At 62.8% G+C, this 15,961-nt stretch carries 16 protein-coding genes, 1 tRNA gene and 1 pseudogene; 3 read left to right on the top strand and 15 right to left on the bottom strand.

Features of this window, described 5'->3' with window-relative positions; translation table 11 throughout:
- Nucleotides 1–200: 200 nt before the first annotated feature.
- Nucleotides 201–290, bottom strand: a pseudogene (locus tag F3J19_RS32790) (ferredoxin); the annotation flags it as partial.
- Nucleotides 291–474: 184 nt separating this feature from the next.
- Between F3J19_RS32790 and F3J19_RS26310 the strand changes: the two are divergent.
- Complete coding sequence (locus tag F3J19_RS26310) at nucleotides 475–732, top strand: YfhL family 4Fe-4S dicluster ferredoxin (RefSeq protein WP_167048310.1); 258 nt, start codon at nucleotides 475–477, stop codon at nucleotides 730–732.
- 118 nt (nucleotides 733–850) lie between these two features.
- Here F3J19_RS26310 and hisC read toward each other — a convergent pair whose 3' ends face one another.
- The 8 genes from hisC to F3J19_RS26270 all read right to left on the bottom strand — a co-directional run bounded on the left by hisC (nucleotide 851) and on the right by F3J19_RS26270 (nucleotide 8,172).
- On the bottom strand, nucleotides 851–1,930 hold the full coding sequence (hisC, locus tag F3J19_RS26305; protein ID WP_167048308.1) for a histidinol-phosphate transaminase: 1,080 nt from the start codon (nucleotides 1,928–1,930) through the stop codon (nucleotides 851–853).
- A gap of 64 nt (nucleotides 1,931–1,994) precedes the next feature.
- The gene (gene pth, locus F3J19_RS26300; RefSeq protein WP_085482232.1) at nucleotides 1,995–2,600 is read right to left on the bottom strand and encodes an aminoacyl-tRNA hydrolase; all 606 of its coding nucleotides are present in this window, start codon (nucleotides 2,598–2,600) and stop codon (nucleotides 1,995–1,997) included.
- Nucleotides 2,601–2,749: 149 nt separating this feature from the next.
- Entirely contained in the window at nucleotides 2,750–3,364 is a 615-nt protein-coding gene (locus tag F3J19_RS26295; protein WP_167048306.1) for a 50S ribosomal protein L25/general stress protein Ctc, read from the bottom strand.
- A 163-nt stretch (nucleotides 3,365–3,527) separates the two neighbouring features.
- Entirely contained in the window at nucleotides 3,528–4,484 is a 957-nt protein-coding gene (locus tag F3J19_RS26290) for a ribose-phosphate pyrophosphokinase (protein WP_167048304.1), read from the bottom strand.
- Between the two features lie 74 nt (nucleotides 4,485–4,558).
- A tRNA-Gln gene (locus tag F3J19_RS26285) sits at nucleotides 4,559–4,635 on the bottom strand.
- Between the two features lie 52 nt (nucleotides 4,636–4,687).
- Nucleotides 4,688–5,569 carry a 4-(cytidine 5'-diphospho)-2-C-methyl-D-erythritol kinase gene (gene ispE, locus F3J19_RS26280; RefSeq protein WP_167048302.1) on the bottom strand — a complete coding sequence of 294 codons (882 nt, stop codon included), beginning with the start codon at nucleotides 5,567–5,569 and terminating at the stop codon, nucleotides 4,688–4,690.
- A gap of 129 nt (nucleotides 5,570–5,698) precedes the next feature.
- Nucleotides 5,699–6,331 (bottom strand): lipoprotein insertase outer membrane protein LolB, encoded by a 633-nt coding sequence (lolB, locus tag F3J19_RS26275; RefSeq protein WP_167048300.1) that lies wholly within the window; start codon nucleotides 6,329–6,331, stop codon nucleotides 5,699–5,701.
- Nucleotides 6,331–8,172, bottom strand: coding sequence for a tetratricopeptide repeat protein (locus tag F3J19_RS26270; RefSeq protein WP_167048298.1), 1,842 nt, complete (start codon nucleotides 8,170–8,172; stop codon nucleotides 6,331–6,333). Before F3J19_RS26270 ends, lolB begins: the two co-directional genes overlap by 1 nt.
- A gap of 87 nt (nucleotides 8,173–8,259) precedes the next feature.
- Between F3J19_RS26270 and mutM the strand changes: the two genes are divergently transcribed.
- Nucleotides 8,260–9,090, top strand: coding sequence for a bifunctional DNA-formamidopyrimidine glycosylase/DNA-(apurinic or apyrimidinic site) lyase (mutM, locus tag F3J19_RS26265; RefSeq protein WP_167048296.1), 831 nt, complete (start codon nucleotides 8,260–8,262; stop codon nucleotides 9,088–9,090).
- 7 nt (nucleotides 9,091–9,097) lie between these two features.
- Nucleotides 9,098–10,243 carry an A/G-specific adenine glycosylase gene (mutY, locus tag F3J19_RS26260; RefSeq protein WP_205193250.1) on the top strand — a complete coding sequence of 382 codons (1,146 nt, stop codon included), beginning with the start codon at nucleotides 9,098–9,100 and terminating at the stop codon, nucleotides 10,241–10,243.
- Between the two features lie 75 nt (nucleotides 10,244–10,318).
- On the opposite strand, the gene F3J19_RS26255 is transcribed toward mutY, so the two are convergent.
- The 6 genes from F3J19_RS26255 to F3J19_RS26230 form a co-directional block, all read right to left on the bottom strand.
- Entirely contained in the window at nucleotides 10,319–10,954 is a 636-nt protein-coding gene (locus F3J19_RS26255) for an LON peptidase substrate-binding domain-containing protein (RefSeq protein WP_167048292.1), read from the bottom strand.
- Between the two features lie 39 nt (nucleotides 10,955–10,993).
- Nucleotides 10,994–11,887 (bottom strand): RNase adapter RapZ, encoded by an 894-nt coding sequence (rapZ, locus tag F3J19_RS26250; RefSeq protein ID WP_167048290.1) that lies wholly within the window; start codon nucleotides 11,885–11,887, stop codon nucleotides 10,994–10,996.
- A 114-nt stretch (nucleotides 11,888–12,001) separates the two neighbouring features.
- Entirely contained in the window at nucleotides 12,002–12,970 is a 969-nt protein-coding gene (hprK, locus tag F3J19_RS26245; RefSeq protein WP_008921706.1) for an HPr(Ser) kinase/phosphatase, read from the bottom strand.
- A 68-nt stretch (nucleotides 12,971–13,038) separates the two neighbouring features.
- Nucleotides 13,039–13,554, bottom strand: a complete 516-nt coding sequence (locus F3J19_RS26240; RefSeq protein ID WP_167048288.1) for a PTS sugar transporter subunit IIA — start codon at nucleotides 13,552–13,554, stop codon at nucleotides 13,039–13,041.
- A 323-nt stretch (nucleotides 13,555–13,877) separates the two neighbouring features.
- Nucleotides 13,878–14,234: a ribosome-associated translation inhibitor RaiA gene (gene raiA, locus F3J19_RS26235; protein ID WP_167048286.1), complete on the bottom strand. Its 357-nt coding sequence runs from the start codon at nucleotides 14,232–14,234 to the stop codon at nucleotides 13,878–13,880.
- A 169-nt stretch (nucleotides 14,235–14,403) separates the two neighbouring features.
- Nucleotides 14,404–15,918 carry an RNA polymerase factor sigma-54 gene (locus tag F3J19_RS26230; RefSeq protein ID WP_167048284.1) on the bottom strand — a complete coding sequence of 505 codons (1,515 nt, stop codon included), beginning with the start codon at nucleotides 15,916–15,918 and terminating at the stop codon, nucleotides 14,404–14,406.
- Nucleotides 15,919–15,961 lie beyond the last annotated feature (43 nt).

Genomic DNA, 15,961 nt, shown 5'->3' with positions numbered 1-15,961 from the left:
GGCTATGGAGAGATCCGATAATCGGACCAGGGAACAAATTGGCCGTTCAATCAGTGCAGCCATAGCACGCCATCGATTTAACGGCGTTCTGGCGCTTTGCTTGAGCTTGAGGCTGCGCAGATGTCGAACAGGTCGGCCAAACACATGGCGGCTCGTTTGGTGAACCGTAGGGGAAACGTCGATGGAACCTACGTTGCGTTGCAATCAGAGCAGTTCGGATCGATCACGTAGATTTCCGGGCCCATCGAAATCGCGTCGTTCGGGCACTCGGGCTCGCTGACGTCGCAATTGTGCTGAAAACGTCTTGTTGCTCATGGCCTGGCGTGCTATCTGGACTTTGCGCGCTGCAAAATCTGCAACACCTGTGCAACTCAGCCGCAACTCAAAAACGTGGATTTCGGGGAATTTTGCACGACCGTGCGGAAGGCTAAAAAGCTATAATGTATTGTTTTTTCTAGGAAAGTTGACGAAAGCATGGCCCTGATGATTACCGACGAGTGCATCAATTGCGACGTCTGCGAGCCGGAGTGCCCGAACGATGCGATTTCGATGGGCACGGAAATCTATGTGATCGATCCGAAGAAATGTACCGAGTGCGTCGGCCATTTCGACGAGCCGCAGTGCATTCAGGTGTGCCCGGTGGAGTGCATTCCACGCGACCCGGAACATCTGGAAACGCGCGAAGGCTTGATGGCGAAGTATCACGCGCTGCAAGCCGCGAAGGGTGCGTGACGTTCGGGGTTGATGCGTGCAGCAAAAAAATGGCGAAGGCTGAATGGGTCTTCGCCATTTTTGTTTCTGGCTTTTGTTTTGCGGTGGTGTTTTCCTCAGGCCGCCGAGGCGCGCATCGCTATCCGGCGTACGTGCTGAAAATAGCGCGTAACGCATCCAGCAGAATGTCGCATTCAGCATCGGTGCCGATCGAAATTCGCAGGTGCTGGTCGATACGCGGCGCCTTGAAATGGCGCACGAAAATTTCTTTCTCCCTGAGCCGCAATGCGAGCGTCGCCGCGTCGTAGCCCGCATGGCGCGCGAACAGCAGATTCGCGGCCGACGGCAAGACTTCGAAGCCGAGCGCGCCCAGTTCCGCGGCCAGGCGCTCGCGGCTCGCGATCACCTTCGCGCAGCAGTCGCGGAACCAGGCGTCGTCTTCGTAGGCGGCGGTCGCGGCCGCTTGGGCGAGCCGATCGAGCGGGTAGGAGTTGAAGCTGTCTTTCACGCGGTTCAGCGCGTCGATCAGCTCCGGATTGCCGAACGCGAGGCCGACGCGCATGCCGGCCAGCGAACGCGATTTCGACACGGTCTGCACGACGAGCAGATTCGGATAGCGATCGATCAGCGCAATTGCCGATTCGGCGCCGAAATCGACGTAAGCCTCGTCGATTACCACGACCGAATCCGGATGGCGCGCCACGAGACGTTCGATGTCCGCGAGCGGCAACGGGCGGCCGGTCGGCGCATTCGGGTTCGGAAACAGGATGCCGCCGTTCTCCACCGCGTAATCGTCGATGTCGATCGCAAAGTTGTCGTCGAGCGCGATGGTCTGGTAATCGACTTCGAACAGCCTGGCGTAGGTCGGATAGAAGCTGTACGTGATGTCGGGGAACAGCAGCGGCTTGCCGTGCTTGAGCAAGGCCTGGAACGTGAGCGCGAGCACCTCGTCCGAGCCGTTGCCCGCAAACACCTGTTCGGCGCGGATGCCGTGATAGGCAGCGACCGTTTCGCGCAGCTTGCGCGCGGTAGGGTCCGGATAGCGGCGCAGCGCTTCGGCCGTGTCGCCGAGTTCCTGGCGGATCGCCGCGAGCACGCGCGGCGACGGCGGGTAGGGATTCTCGTTGGTGTTCAGCTTCACCGGATGCGCGAGCGCGGGCTGTTCGCCCGGCACATACGGCGTCAAACGGTGGACGATGTCACTCCAGTAACGGCTCAAGCGATTCTCCTGGCGATGTCGATTGCAATGGCGATGGCGGCCGGCCGCGCCGGTCAGCCGTTATTCAGCCGTTATTGCGATGCAGCTGCATCATCGCGCGCTCCAGCTCGCCCTTGATGACCTGGGGCATGACCGCGAGGGCGCGTTCGATCGACGCGTCGATCACATCCTGCTCTTCGCGGCGCGGCGGTTTCAGCACGTAATTGGCGACGTCGGGTTTGGCGCCGGCGCGCGCGCTTTCGGGAATCAGGTCGCGCGGATGGCCGATGCCGATCCGCAGCCGCCAGTATTGCTGCGACGACAGATGCGCGCTGATGTCCTTCAGTCCATTATGCCCGCCGCTGCCGCCACCGAGCTTCAGCTTGACGCTGCCGGGCGGCATGTCGAGCTCGTCGTGCGCGACCAGAATCTCGTCGGGAAGAATCTTGAAGAACTGCGCCACCGCCACGACCGATTGGCCGGAACGGTTCATATAGGTTTGCGGCTCCAGCAGATGCACTTCCTCGCCGTGCAGCCGCGCTTTCGCGTAAAAACCGTGGAAGCGCCGCTCGTCGCGCAGCGTCGTGCCTGCCTCGCGCGCGAGTTGATCGACCAGCCAGAAGCCGGCGTTGTGACGCGTCGCGGTGTATTCGGCGCCCGGATTGCCGAGCCCGACGATCAGCTTGATCATGATTGCGTGAGTCCATCTGGCCCGGAAGGGAACTGCAGCCGGACCCAAAAAGCCGAAAAAAAACCCGCCAGGGCGAACCTCGGCGGGTCACATCGACCGTTTCATGGGAAACGGATCGAGAGGATTGCTTGCTCTGAACCGAAGGGCCCTTAAGCAGCCGGCGTTTCGCCTTCAGCAGCAGCGGCGTCTCCGGAGATCGCGCCAGCCGGGATCGTTGCAGCAGCAACCACCGGGTTTTCCGCGTCGACGTGGGCGACGAGCGCCACACCTGCCGGCAACGGGATGTCCTTCGCGTGAACCGATTGACCTGCTTCGATCTTCGCGAGGTCGACTTCGATGAATTCGGGCAGTGCCGACGGCAGGCACTCGATTTCGATTTCGTTGAGGACGTGCGAGATCACCGCGCTCGACAGCTTCACTGCCGGGTTGCTTTCCTGGTTCAGGAAGTGCAGCGGCACCTTGGTGTGCAGCTTCTTCGATGCGTCGACGCGCTGGAAGTCCACGTGCAGCACGAGCTGACGGAACGGGTGGTATTGCACGTCGCGCAGCAGAACCTGTTGCGACTTGCCGGCCACTTCCAGTTCGAGGATCGACGAGTGGAAAACTTCTTTCTTGAGCGCGTGCCACAGGGCGTTGTGATCGAGTTCGATCAGTTGCGTGTCAGCACCCGCGCCATAAACGATACCCGGGGTCTTACCCGAGTTACGCAGGCGGCGGCTCGCACCCGTACCTTGCAGGGAACGCTCGAAAGCGACTACTTTCATGTTGAATCTCCAATGCACTGCCCGCGACCAGGCAGTAAAAACAGGGCCTCGAAGCCGTAATGGCTGAGGCCCGGGATAGCGGCACGAACCTTCGTTCGTTCATGCCGATTGTGCAAAAACGCCGCGTGTCGCATGAAGCGGTACGCGGCGTCTTCGCAAATGCTTAACTCTCGGCGAACAGCGACATGACCGAATCGCCGCGGCGGATGCGCGAGAACGTTTCGGCGAGCAGGCCGGCGCTCGTCAACGAACGGATCTTTGCGCACGAACGGGCTTCTTCGCCGAGCGGGATCGTGTCCGTGACCACAAGTTCGTCGAGTGCGGAAGCGGCGATACGCTCGCCTGCGCCGCCCGACAGAACCGGGTGAGTGGCGTACGCGAACACCTGCTTCGCGCCGCGTTCCTTCAGAACCTGCGCGGCCTTGCACAGCGTGCCGGCCGTGTCGACCATGTCGTCCATGATCACGCAGGTGCGGCCTTCGACTTCACCGATGATGTTCATCACTTCGGCGACGTTCGCCTTCGGGCGACGCTTGTCGATGATCGCGAGATCGCAATTGAGCTGCTTTGCCAGTGCACGGGCGCGCACCACGCCGCCGACGTCCGGCGAAACGACCAGCAGGTTGTCGTAGTTCTGCTTGCGCAGATCGCCGAGCAACACGGGCGTTGCGTAGATGTTGTCGACCGGGATGTCGAAGAAGCCTTGAATCTGGTCAGCGTGCAGATCCATCGTGATGATCCGCTCGACGCCGGCGATTTCCAGCATGTTCGCCACGACCTTCGCCGAGATGGCGACGCGCGCCGAACGCGGGCGCCGATCCTGACGGGCATAACCGAAGTAGGGGATGGCTGCGGTGATCCGGCCTGCGGATGCGCGTTTGAGCGCATCGACCATGATCATCAGTTCCATCAGATTGTCGTTCGTCGGTGCACACGTGGATTGCAGGACGAAGACATCCTTGCCACGCACGTTTTCCTGAATCTCGACCTGGATCTCACCGTCCGAAAAACGGCTGACCATTGCTTTGCCGAGGGGAATACCGAGGTTTTTGACGACTTCCTGGGCAAGCGCGGGATTTGCGTTGCCAGTAAAAACCATCAGGCCGTCATGGCTGCTCATCGTGCACCTACTTCAGGCTGGGGGCGGGAGAGATATGATTGCTGTGACGAACCACAGCGAACTACGAGAATTTTTGGCAGGGGAGAAAGGATTCGAACCTTTGCATGCCGGAATCAAAATCCGGTGCCTTAACCAGCTTGGCGACTCCCCTACACTAACTTTGAGCTCCGCCGACCGTGGAGTTTCGTTCGACGATGCAAAACTTATGACGCGAAAGCAAAGAGTGGATGCTGATCCAGGCTCGCTGCCACTGCACTGTTCCATTCGCTTGGCAACTTGGCTTGCGCCGCTTCTGCCTCGGCTTTGCTACGGAACGCTGCAAAAACACTCGCACCCGATCCGGACATCCGCGCTGGCGCGATGTTTTCAAACCATCGCAGCACTTGCGCTACTTCCGCGTACTTTCCTACGACAACCTGCTGCATGTCATTCCGGCCAAAACTTTCCGGCCAATCAGTGTTGCAGCTGTGTTCTGCAGGAAAGTCCGTAATTATGAGGGGCTTTGTATCTCTTGTCAACGCTTTTTCGGAAAAAATCGCTGCAGTTGGAACCTGCACCCTCGGTGTCACTACCAGGAAGTGACGCGGCGGCAATTGTACAACGTCTAACGCTTCCCCAACACCCTCTGCGAAGGCATTTTTCCCAAATACGAAAAAAGGCACGTCCGCACCGAGCTTCAGCGCAAGATCCTGCAATTCCTGGCGCGGCAGGTCGAGTTTCCATAAGCGATTGAGCGCGAGCAGCGTCGTCGCTGCGTCCGAGCTGCCACCGCCGAGTCCGGCGCCCATCGGCAGGCGCTTGTCGATTTCGATGTCGACGCCCTCGCGCGAACCCGTGTGCGCTTTCAGCAGCGTCGCGGCGCGTACCGTGAGGTCATGCTCGGGCGGCACATCGGCGATTTCGGTGCGGCGTGTGATGAGCCCGTCGTCGCGGCGCGTGAAGTGCAGCGTGTCGCCCCAGTCGAGCAGCTGAAAGACCGTTTGCAGAGTGTGATAGCCATCTGGCCGGCGGCCCGTGATGTGCAGGAAGAGATTCAGTTTCGCTGGCGCGAGGCAATCGCGCAGCGAATCGGTTGTTTCGATCATGAGTGAAAGCTACCTGCGCCAAGGTGGCGCCAAACGGGCGGTAACGCTGCGTGAACGGATGCAGGGGCGAAGGTTTTCAAAGCGGCCTTCGAAAGCGGCCGTCGTACCGGCCGCCCTGGCGAAAAGCCGTCACTGATCCAGCACGAGCTTGATGTCGAGCGGCGGCTCCGAGCGGCTCAGATTGAGGCGCTTTACGCCGGTAGCCGGTGCATCGGCATACGCGAGATAGTCGATGGTCCAGCCGTCCTGCGTGATCTGCTTCAAGCGCGACGGCTGCTGCGGGTCGTTCTCGGTCTTCGCGCGCGAGGTCGGTGCGGGAGACGGCTGCAGCCAGTAGCGCAGACCTTCGACCGGCAGCGTGAACCCGAGTGCATTCTGCATCAGCGTGGAGACGTTATCCGCGGTGAGCGGTGCGCGGTTCGGCAATTCGAGCGTGGCCGAGGCCGGCGACGACGTGACGATAGCCAGGGTCTGACCAAGCGGATTGCGCAATTGCAGGGTCACGGTGTCGCCGGTTTCCTGCCACGAGAAGTTGCCGTAGGCGTTGCGTTGCTGGCCGTTCTGGTCGTTGTACTGGACCGCGAAACGGCCCTGATACGAGCGGCTCGTTTGCGCGGTCACTTCGGTCGCGGCCTTCGACGTGGACGCCCCCTGCGGTTGCACCGACGCGCAGCCCGCCAGCGCGACAACGGCCGCCGCCGCGAATCCGAGCGCCATGCCGCGCGGCGCCCCGGAACAGGAAATCAAACGGGAAAGACGCATCAAAGATCGTTTACCTGAAGACGTTGCAGCGTTTTGACGAGGGTGTCGTTGTCCGGCTCGAGCTTGCGCGCGGCACGGAATGCTGCGCGCGCCTCGTCCTGCTCGCCGGTTTTCCACAGCACTTCGCCGAGGTGTGCGCCGATTTCGGCGTTCGGCTGGATGCTGTACGCCTTGCGCAGCAGCTTGATCGCATCCGCCGTGTTGCCCATCCGGTATTTGACCCAGCCCACGCTGTCCATGATGAACGCGTCGTTCGGCGCGAGGGCCGAGGCCTTTTCGACCAGCTTGTCCGCTTCCGGAAGACGCTGATTGCGATCGGCCAGCGAATAGCCGAGCGCGTTGTACGCCTGCGGATTGTCCGGCTGCGTCTTCATCAGCTTGCGCAACTGCGCTTCCATGATGTCGTAATGGCCGGTCTTTTCGGCGGCCATCGCGTAGTCGTAGGTGAGGTCGGGGTCGTCGGGGAAGTTTGCCGTGGCTTGCTGCAGGCGCTCTTCGGCCTCGGGGTAGCGCTTCGCGTCGAACAGGATCGCGGCGTCGGTGCGCGCGATCAGCGCCATGTCGCGCGGGTCGGAGGTCTGCAGGCCGGCGAGCAGCTTGCGCGCGTCGTCGGTCTTGCCCTGCTTCGCGAGCAGCTGCGCGCGCGTGATCTGCGCGGGCATGTACTGCTGGCTGGTCGGCGCAATCTTGTTGAGCCAGTCGTTCGCTGCCGCTTCGTTTTTCTGTTCGAGCGACAGTTGCGCCAGGTAGATGTAGGCCTGGCCCGCATCGGCGCCCGGCGTCTTGTCAGCCAGCTGCGCGTATTGCGTCAGATAGGTCTGCGCGTCGGCGAAATTTTTCTGCTGGATCTTGATCAGCGCGAGCGCCATCAACGGCGTGAGGTCGTTCGGGTTCGCCTTGCGCATGCTCTCGAACTGCTTCTGCGCGTCGTCGAGACGGTCGCTCGCGAGATACATCTGCGCGAGCGCGAGCCGCGCGTCATGCGATTTCGGATTCTGCTGCACGTATTTTTCGAGCGACGCGATGCCTTCCTTGCGCTCTTCCGGGCCCATTTGCGAGAGCGTCAGCGCCGCCGGCAGATAGTCGGGTTTCAGGGTCAGCGCCTGCTCGAGCGATTTGCGGGCGCCCGGCGCGTCGTCGGACAGCAACTGCTGACGGGCGAGCGCGAGTTGCGCTTCGGGCCGGTTCAGGTCGTTCTTCGCGAGGTCCTGCAATACATGCAGACCGCCGATGCGATTCGGGCCGCGCGAGAGCAGCAACTGCAGCGAGAGGATCGCGTTGCCGCGGTTTTCCTCGGGCACCTTCGCCAGTTCGCGCGCGAGGATCGGCGCCGCGTCGTCGGGCTTGCCGGACAGCACGAGCAGCGAGGCGTCGAGTTGCGCGGCGCGCTCCGAATCCGGCGCGTACTGCTGCCACAATTGCGCGGCGGCCAGCGCGTCCGACGGGCTTTGCGCGGCCAGCGCGATTTCGGTGGCGCGCTGCGCCATGCGCGGGTCGTGCGTGTCGCGCGTGAGCGCGAGGTAGGTTTGATAGGCGGGCGCCGGCTGGTCGCGCTGCAGCGCGATCTCGGCGGCGAGCACCTGGAAGACGATCTGGCTCGACAACGGCACGTCCGGCAGCGATTTCTCGTCTTCGGGCGTTGCGGGACCGAGCGGGTCCGGCAAGGTGACCGACGTGTCGTCCGAATCCGGCGCGGGGTCCTGCGCATGCGCGGGCACGGCGGCCAGCGCCCATAATGCGAGCGCAGCTGCGCCGAGCATCCGCCGGGCGGATACGGCATGTGGCACGTTGGACATGCGCGCGAGGCGCCTTGAAAGCAGCTTCACGAAGGACACGTTCATGGAAATCCGTTCAATGTTTCAGTCGATTGTAACGCGCTCGCTACAATACGCGCACAACCACCCACGCAAGTAGCAGACCGATCAGACATGCCAGAGTTGCCAGAAGTCGAGGTTACCCGCCGAGGGATCGAACCGTATGTGTCCGGGCGCAAGGTCGAGCGCGTCGAAGTGCGTACGCCCGCGCTGCGCTGGCCGATTCCGGCCGGCCTTGCGAAAACCTTGCGCGGCCATGTGGTGCGCAAGGTCGAGCGGCGCGGCAAGTACCTGCTGTTCGAAATCGACGCGGGCTGGTTCATCGTGCATCTCGGCATGACCGGCACGCTGCGCGTGCTGCGTCACGTGCCGCAGCCGCCGGCCGCGGCGAAGCACGATCACGTCGACTGGATCTTCGACGACTTCATCCTGCGTTATCGCGATCCGCGGCGTTTCGGCGCGGTGTTGTGGCATCCGCGCGAGGCGGGCGACATCCTTGCGCACCCGCTGCTCGCGGGGCTCGGCGTCGAGCCCTTCTCGCCGGCGTTCTCGGGCGCGCTGATGCACCGGCTGACGCGCGGGCGCAAGGTGTCGGTGAAGCAGGTGCTGCTGGCTGGAGAAATCGTCGTCGGCGTGGGCAATATTTACGCGTCGGAGAGCCTGTTTCGCGCGGGCATCCGGCCGACCACCGCGGCGGGGCGCGTCTCGCTCGCGCGCTATGAACTGCTCGCCGACGCGGTGCGCGTGACGCTTGCCGCCGCGATCGAGAAGGGCGGCAGCACGCTGCGCGATTTCGTCGGCAGCGACGGCGAAAGCGGCTACTTCCAGCTCGACTATTTCGTCTATGATCGCGCGGGCCAACCCTGCCGCGTGTGTGCAACGCCCATCAAACAGATCGTGCAGGGGCAGCGCTCCACGTACTTCTGTCCCACCTGCCAGCGCTAGATTTCCGATGCCTTCCCGCCTGACACCCACTACGACCCCGCGTGCGAACTCACGCGCGGGCGCGTCCGCCGCGGCGCCCGTTTTTCCCGCGATGCCCGATTTTTCCGCGCGCCTCATCGCATGGCAGCGCCAGCACGGCCGGCACGATCTGCCCTGGCAGAACACGCGCGACCCGTACCGCATCTGGCTGTCGGAAATCATGTTGCAGCAGACCCAGGTGTCGACGGTGATTCCGTACTACGCGAAGTTTCTCGCGCGTTTTCCCGATGTCGCCGCGCTGGCCGCCGCGCCGTCCGACGACGTGATGGCGCTGTGGGCCGGCCTCGGTTACTACACGCGCGCGCGCAATCTGCATCGCTGCGCGCAGGTCGTGGTCGAGCGGCACGGTGGCGCGTTTCCGGCCTCGGTCGAGGAACTCGCGGACCTGCCCGGCATCGGCCGCTCGACGGCTGCCGCGATCGCCTCGTTCGCCTTCGGCGCGCGCGCGACGATTCTCGACGGCAACGTGAAGCGCGTGCTCGCGCGCGTGTTCGGCGTCGACGGATTCCCGGGCGAGAAGAAGGTCGAGAACGCGATGTGGACGCTCGCCGAATCGCTGCTGCCGGTCGATGCATCGGACGACGAAGTTAGCGCGTACACGCAGGGCTTGATGGATCTCGGCGCGACGCTATGCGTGCGCGGCCGGCCAGACTGCGCGCGCTGCCCGTTCGCCGTCGACTGCGTTGCGAATGTCACCGGACGTCAGCGCGACTTGCCCACGGCGCGGCCGAAGAAAGCCGTGCCGACGCGCCGCACCTGGATGCTCGTGCTGCGCGACGGCAACGCGGTGATGCTCGAGCGGCGGCCGCCGTCGGGCATCTGGGGCGGCTTGTGGAGTCTGCCCGAAGCCGCCGACGAAGCCGCGCTCGCCGAGCGCGCGCGAGCGTTCGGTAGCGACGGCACGGTGTCGCCGCTCGCGCCGTTTTCGCATGTATTCACGCATTTCAAGCTCGATATCGAGCCGCGCATCGCGGAGCTGGATCGCGGCACCGGCGCATTGGCGGCGTTGAACGACGCCGATACCGCATGGGTCGCGCTCGGCGATCTCGATTCGTTCGGAGTGCCGGCGCCGGTGCGCAAGCTGCTGGACAGCCTGCAGGGTTCGTTGATCTAACGGATCGTGCGCAGCGGCGGCGCTGCCGGCATCGTGCGTGCTGCCGCTCGTGCAATGCTCGCGGTTGCCGTCACGTCACAGCAGCTGATGTTGCTGCATGTAGTGATGCACGACGTCGATGCGCGCGCCGGCATCGGTCAGTTCCATCAGCTTTTGCCGGGCGCGCAGCGCGATCGGCAGCACTTCGGCGAGACGGTTCGACACCCATGAGGGATCGGCGAGCCTGAACGGCTCCGCGAACGGCAGACTATCCGGGTCGCGCTCGCGGATCGTCGCGATGATCCTTTCGAGCACTTCCGCGCAGGCGCCGAATTTGGCCAGCAGATCGTTGCCTTCGAGCGGCTGATCGTCGGCGAGCGGCTCCGCCATGCCGACCAGCAAACCGCTTGCTTCGACGCGATGCGACAGCAGGCGAAAACGCTTCGTGCCGCGCGCGCGAATCAGCAGCATGCCGAACGCTTCGACGTCGCATTCGTCGATTTCGGCGAGACAGCCAATGGCTTCGGGCACCGAAGGCTCTTCCTCGCGCGCCACTTCCGCTCCGCTTTTCAGCAGGCATACGCCGAACGAGGTCTTTTCGCGCAGACAGTCGCGCGCCATGTCGAGATAGCGCGCTTCGAAAATCTTCAGCGGCAGCAATCCATCGGGGAAGAGCACCGTATGCAGCGGAAACAGCGGCAAATCGGCGTACACAGTAGGCGTAGAGGACATGGCGCAACGCTTTCGGTTAAGGCCGCGCGATGCGGCCAGTTAAGCGATCAGCTTCGATGATTCGCCGACGTCGACCGGCGCATCGCGGTGCCGCACAATCACATTCGCCGATGTTGCGAGACGCGCGGCAAGCGTCTCCGCGATGAACACCGAGCGGTGCTGGCCGCCCGTGCAACCGATTGCGACGGTCAGGTAGCTGCGATTGTCGTCGCGGAAATGCGGCAGCCACTTGGACAGATACTTCTCGATGTCGTCGATCATCTCGTGGACGACCGGCTGCGCATCGAGAAAATCCATCACCGGTTTGTCGAGGCCGGTGAGCGGCCTCAATTCATGATCGTAGTACGGGTTCGGCAGCGTGCGTACGTCGAATACGAAATCCGCATCGAGCGGCACGCCGCGTTTGAAGCCGAACGACTCGAACATCAGCACGAGCCCGGCGTCTTCCTGTTCGATGAAACGCTTGACCCATGCGCGCAGCACGTTCGCGCGCAGATTGCTCGTGTCGATCTGATGGCCGAATTCGGCGAGCCCCGCGACCAGTTCGCGCTCGCGCTCGATCGCTTCGGCGAGCGAGGTGAGCAGGCCCACGTCCGCATCGTGCGCGGGCGAGCCGGATAGCGGATGGCGCCGGCGCGTTTCGGAAAAGCGTTGAATCAGCGACTGCGTGCTTGCGCTCAGAAACAGCACGCGCACGTCGTGCGAGCGTTTGAGATCGCGGATCATCGCGGGCATTTCGTCGAGCGACGAACCCGAGCGTGCGTCGATCGCGACCGCGAGACGATCCTGGCCGTCTTCGGCGAGATAGCTGGCGAGTTGCGGCAGAAAGCGCGGCGGCAGATTGTCGACGCAATAATAGCCCGCGTCTTCAAGCGCGTTCAGGGCAACGGACTTGCCGGAGCCGGAGATGCCGGTGATCAGGATTATGCGCATGGAGTCGTCGAAACCGTAAATTTCATCATAGCATCCGGTTTCCATGTGCGTGCCCGCGGACGGGCTTTTTGCCGCGGGCGCTGCATGGCTTGGGCGGCATGGCCCGGCCCGGCTTCAGATCAGCTTGCCGGGAAACTGGCTGTCGGGGTCCTGCATGGCGAGACGCTGGCGGTCCATGAAATCGCGCAGCGTGTCGATGCCGCGCAATTGCAGGATCGTGTTGCGCACGGCCGCTTCGACCAGCACCGCGAGGTTGCGGCCCGCAGCCACCTGAATCGTGACCTTGCTGATCGGCAGACCGAGCACGTCGACGGTCTGACTCTCCAGCGGCAGGCGCTGGAATTCGCCGTCGGGGCGGCGTACCAGTTGCACGATCAGCTTCAGCTTCATTTTCCGGCGCACCGCCGTTTCGCCGAAGATCGTCTTGATGTCGAGGAGACCGAGGCCGCGCACTTCGAGCAGATTCTGCAACAGCGGCGGGCAGCGTCCTTCGACGAAGTCCGGGCCGAGGCGCACGAAGTCGACCGCGTCGTCGGCGACGAGACCGTGGCCGCGGCTGATCAGTTCGAGCCCGAGTTCGCTCTTGCCGAGACCCGAGTCGCCGGTGAGCAGCACGCCCATGCCGAGGATGTCGAGAAACACGCCGTGCAGCGTCGCGCGCGGCGCGAGGATGCGCGACATGTAGAGACGCAGGCTGTCGATTACCGCGGCCGCCGAGGTCGGCGTCGTGAAGAGCGGCGTGGACGAGCGCGTGCAGCGCAGCACCAGTTCCGGCGGCGCGGCGACGCCGCCGGCCACCACCAGGAACGGCGGCTCCAGCGCAATCAGCTCGGCCATGTGGCGCGAGCGGTCTTCGTCGGTCTGACGTTTGTAGTAGTCGATTTCGGCGTCGCCGAGCACCTGGATCCGGTTCGGGTGGATCAGGTTCAGGTGGCCGACGAGGTCGGCGCTCGAGGTGGCGTTGGCGACCGATTCCGAGGAAAAGCCGCGCTCCCAGCCTTCATGCCCCGTGAGCCAGCTGAGCTTCAGCATGGCTGCGTTGTCGTCGAAAATGCTCTGGGCGTTGATGCTGGACGTATCCATGAGTCGGTGACTCCAGTGTGGGCCGCTTGCCGGGCCGTGCTCGCGTGCGCGGGGTTACCGCCGCTGCATCAAGGTTGCCACTGAGTGAGCAGGCGATGCAACGATTCGCGGTCTTCTTCGGTATGCAGGCGTTCGCGAGCCTCGCGATCGGACAGCAACTGGGCAATCTCGGACAGGATTTCGAGGTGCTGTTGGGTAGCCTGTTCGGGCACGAGCAGGAAGATCAGCAGCGAAACCGGCTGACCGTCCGGTGCTTCGAAAGGGATGGGTTCCGCGAGACGGACGAACGCGGCGAGCGGCTGCTTGAGACCCTTGATGCGCCCGTGCGGAATCGCGACGCCTTCGCCGAGTCCGGTCGAACCGAGGCGCTCTCGCGCAAAAAGATTGTCAGTGACGGTACTGCGGGCGATGCCGTTCTGGTTCTCGAAGATCAGGCCCGCTTGCTCGAACACGCGTTTCTTGCTGGTGACCGATAGTCCGATGACGACGTTCTCGAGGGGAAGAAATTTGGCTAAACGATTCATGTTGACAGGCGAAAACGTGGCCTGGGTTCTCCCCACCGGGGCGTTTAAGTGGCGTTCCATTCGTTTGATGCTCGCGAAGACGTGCGGTGAGAGTCGTCGCCCAAAGCGCGAGACTCCGGCCGGCCGTATTCAAAGAGCTGGCTTGACCCCGATGGTAACCGGAACATTATAGAACAGGGTAGCGGACGATGGTGCGGCGCGCCATTGATGCATACCAGGTTTTTCACCGCTTGCGCCGCGACTCGTTTCGCTTCGCGCAAAGACTGGCGAAAACCATGCACGGCATGCGGAAACGGCGCGGGGAACGTGGCCCGAAAACGAAAAACCGCCCGGTTGCGGGCGGCTTGACGGAGCGGGAAAATGAATGATTTCCTCTAATTCTCCTATTGCGGCGGCACGTCCAGTTGCGGCGCCGGCTGATACTTGATCGCCTCGTGCTGATGTCCTTGCAGACGATCCTTGTGGCGGATCACCTGTCTGTCGAGCTTGTCGATCACAAGATCTATCGCCGCGTACAAATCACTGTCACAACTCTCGACAAAAATGTCTTTACCCTTCAGATGGAGATTGATTTCCACCTTCTGACGCTTGTCTTTTTCCTTATGGTTGTCGACCGAGAGGACCACACTGCCGTCGATGACCTGATCGAAATGTCTTAGCACCCTGTCCAGTTTGGTGATCACGTATTCGCGCAACGCAGGCGTTACTTCGAGGTGGTGTCCACTGATCTTGAGATTCATAGTGCTTCTCCAAGCTAATGCCGCTTGGTCCGCACAATGACAAAGGTCCGGTCGATCTGACGGCTTGCCTGTGTCGCCCCCCGGTGACTGACATCTGGCAGGTCGCAGCGGCCGGCCTGTCCGTCATGCACGGAGCGGCCGGTAAATGCCCGCTGCAAAACGCGGCGGGCTACAGAGACTTGCGCAGGTTGACTGCCGGGATCTTGAGCGCTTCACGGTATTTCGCCACGGTACGCCGTGCGACCACGAAGCCCTGTTCCGCCAGCAATTCGGCTATGCGACTGTCTGAGAGTGGCGATTTCGGGTTTTCCGCTCCTATCAGTTGTTTGATCAGCGCGCGAATGGCCGTTGAAGAGGCCGCGCCGCCTGTGTCAGTCGATACGTGTGAGCCGAAAAAGTACTTGAATTCCAGCGTCCCGAATGGGGTCAGCATGTATTTGCCGGTTGTCACACGCGAGACAGTTGACTCGTGTAGGCCCAGCGTATCAGCAATTTCCCGCAAAACCAAGGGGCGCATGGCAATTTCGCCGTGCACGAAAAAGCTCTTCTGACGCTCGACGATTGCCTGCGCAACTCGCAGGATCGTCTCGAAACGCTGCTGGATGTTTTTGATCAGCCAGCGTGCTTCCTGAAGCTGCTGGCGCAATGAACCGCTGCCGGGATCGCCCCGGTTATTGCGCAGAATATTCGCGTACAGATGGTTGATGCGCAGCTTCGGCACGACTTCGGGATTCAGTTCGGCCTGCCATCCTTGAGCGGTTCTGCGCACCATGATGTCGGGCACGACGTAGTCCGCTTCGGCCTTGCCGTAGGCGGCGCCGGGAAACGGTTCGAGCGAGCGGATCAGCACATGGGCGTCGCGCAGATCGTCGTCGTTCGCTTTCAGGTGCTTGCGCAGACGCGTGAAATCGCGCGCCGCGAGCAATTCCAGGTGATGGCCGACAATGTCTAGCGCGAGCGTGCGGGTGGGCGACGGATCGAGCCGCAGCAGTTGCAGCTTCAAGCATTCCGACGCGGAGCGCGCGCCGACCCCGGCCGGGTCGAAGCTATGCAGCAGCGCCAGCGCGGCATTCAGTTCGTCGAGGTCGACTTCGAGTTCGTCGGGCAGATCGGCCAGCACTTCTTCGAGCGTGGCGGCGAGGTAGCCGTCGTCGTCGAGAGATTCGATCAGAAACGTGACGAGCGCCCGGTCGCGCGGGCTAGCCTGGGTGACGCGCAGTTGCGCCATCAGGTGATCGCGCAGTGAGGTGCTCGACTCGTGGATTTGCAGCGGCGGCAGGTCGTCGTCATCCGACGCGTTGCCGGAGCGGCCGTAGTCGTCGAGGTTCCATTGCGATGCGTCGCCGCCGTCGCCCGAGAGGCCGTTGTATTCGTCGACACCTTGCGGCTCGCCGTTTTCGGCGCGCTCGCCCGTGCCGTCGGACCCCGACGAGCCGTTGCCGGCCATCGGGTCGGACGGCGTGGACGCACCCGGCGTCTGGGCGATGACCGAACCGTCGGCAGCCACCCGCAACGGGCTCGCGATCCATTCGTCCTCGTTCTCGAGGAGCGGGTTCTGCGAGATCGCCATGGCGACTTCCTGCTGCAGTTCGAGCGTCGACAACTGCAGCAGCCGGATGGACTGCTGTAGTTGCGGCGTCAGCGCAAGATGCTGCGATAGGCGGAGTTGGAGGCTGGCTTTCATGGCAAGTTGAGATTCATTGTAGAGAGTTTGCCACGACCGCGAT

The sequence above is a fragment of the Burkholderia sp. Ax-1724 genome (assembly GCF_011752995.1).
Lineage (GTDB): Bacteria > Pseudomonadota > Gammaproteobacteria > Burkholderiales > Burkholderiaceae > Paraburkholderia.
This window is presented reverse-complemented; position numbering and strand designations above follow the sequence as displayed.

Excerpts from the sequence above, each read along its gene's own strand:
- F3J19_RS26255 (WP_167048292.1), bottom strand. The coding sequence starts at position 10,954 with ATGTCCTCTACGCCTACTGTGTACGCCGATTTGCCGCTGTTTCCGCTG.
- raiA (WP_167048286.1), bottom strand. The coding sequence starts at position 14,234 with ATGAATCTCAAGATCAGTGGACACCACCTCGAAGTAACGCCTGCGTTG.
- F3J19_RS26290 (WP_167048304.1), bottom strand. The coding sequence starts at position 4,484 with ATGAGCAGCCATGACGGCCTGATGGTTTTTACTGGCAACGCAAATCCC.
- F3J19_RS26270 (WP_167048298.1), bottom strand. The coding sequence starts at position 8,172 with ATGAACGTGTCCTTCGTGAAGCTGCTTTCAAGGCGCCTCGCGCGCATG.
- mutM (WP_167048296.1), top strand. The coding sequence starts at position 8,260 with ATGCCAGAGTTGCCAGAAGTCGAGGTTACCCGCCGAGGGATCGAACCG.
- ispE (WP_167048302.1), bottom strand. The coding sequence starts at position 5,569 with ATGATCGAAACAACCGATTCGCTGCGCGATTGCCTCGCGCCAGCGAAA.
- hprK (WP_008921706.1), bottom strand. The coding sequence starts at position 12,970 with ATGGATACGTCCAGCATCAACGCCCAGAGCATTTTCGACGACAACGCA.
- pth (WP_085482232.1), bottom strand. The coding sequence starts at position 2,600 with ATGATCAAGCTGATCGTCGGGCTCGGCAATCCGGGCGCCGAATACACC.
- F3J19_RS26310 (WP_167048310.1), top strand. The coding sequence starts at position 475 with ATGGCCCTGATGATTACCGACGAGTGCATCAATTGCGACGTCTGCGAG.
- rapZ (WP_167048290.1), bottom strand. The coding sequence starts at position 11,887 with ATGCGCATAATCCTGATCACCGGCATCTCCGGCTCCGGCAAGTCCGTT.
- mutY (WP_205193250.1), top strand. The coding sequence starts at position 9,098 with ATGCCTTCCCGCCTGACACCCACTACGACCCCGCGTGCGAACTCACGC.
- lolB (WP_167048300.1), bottom strand. The coding sequence starts at position 6,331 with ATGCGTCTTTCCCGTTTGATTTCCTGTTCCGGGGCGCCGCGCGGCATG.
- F3J19_RS26230 (WP_167048284.1), bottom strand. The coding sequence starts at position 15,918 with ATGAAAGCCAGCCTCCAACTCCGCCTATCGCAGCATCTTGCGCTGACG.
- F3J19_RS26295 (WP_167048306.1), bottom strand. The coding sequence starts at position 3,364 with ATGAAAGTAGTCGCTTTCGAGCGTTCCCTGCAAGGTACGGGTGCGAGC.
- F3J19_RS26240 (WP_167048288.1), bottom strand. The coding sequence starts at position 13,554 with ATGGAACGCCACTTAAACGCCCCGGTGGGGAGAACCCAGGCCACGTTT.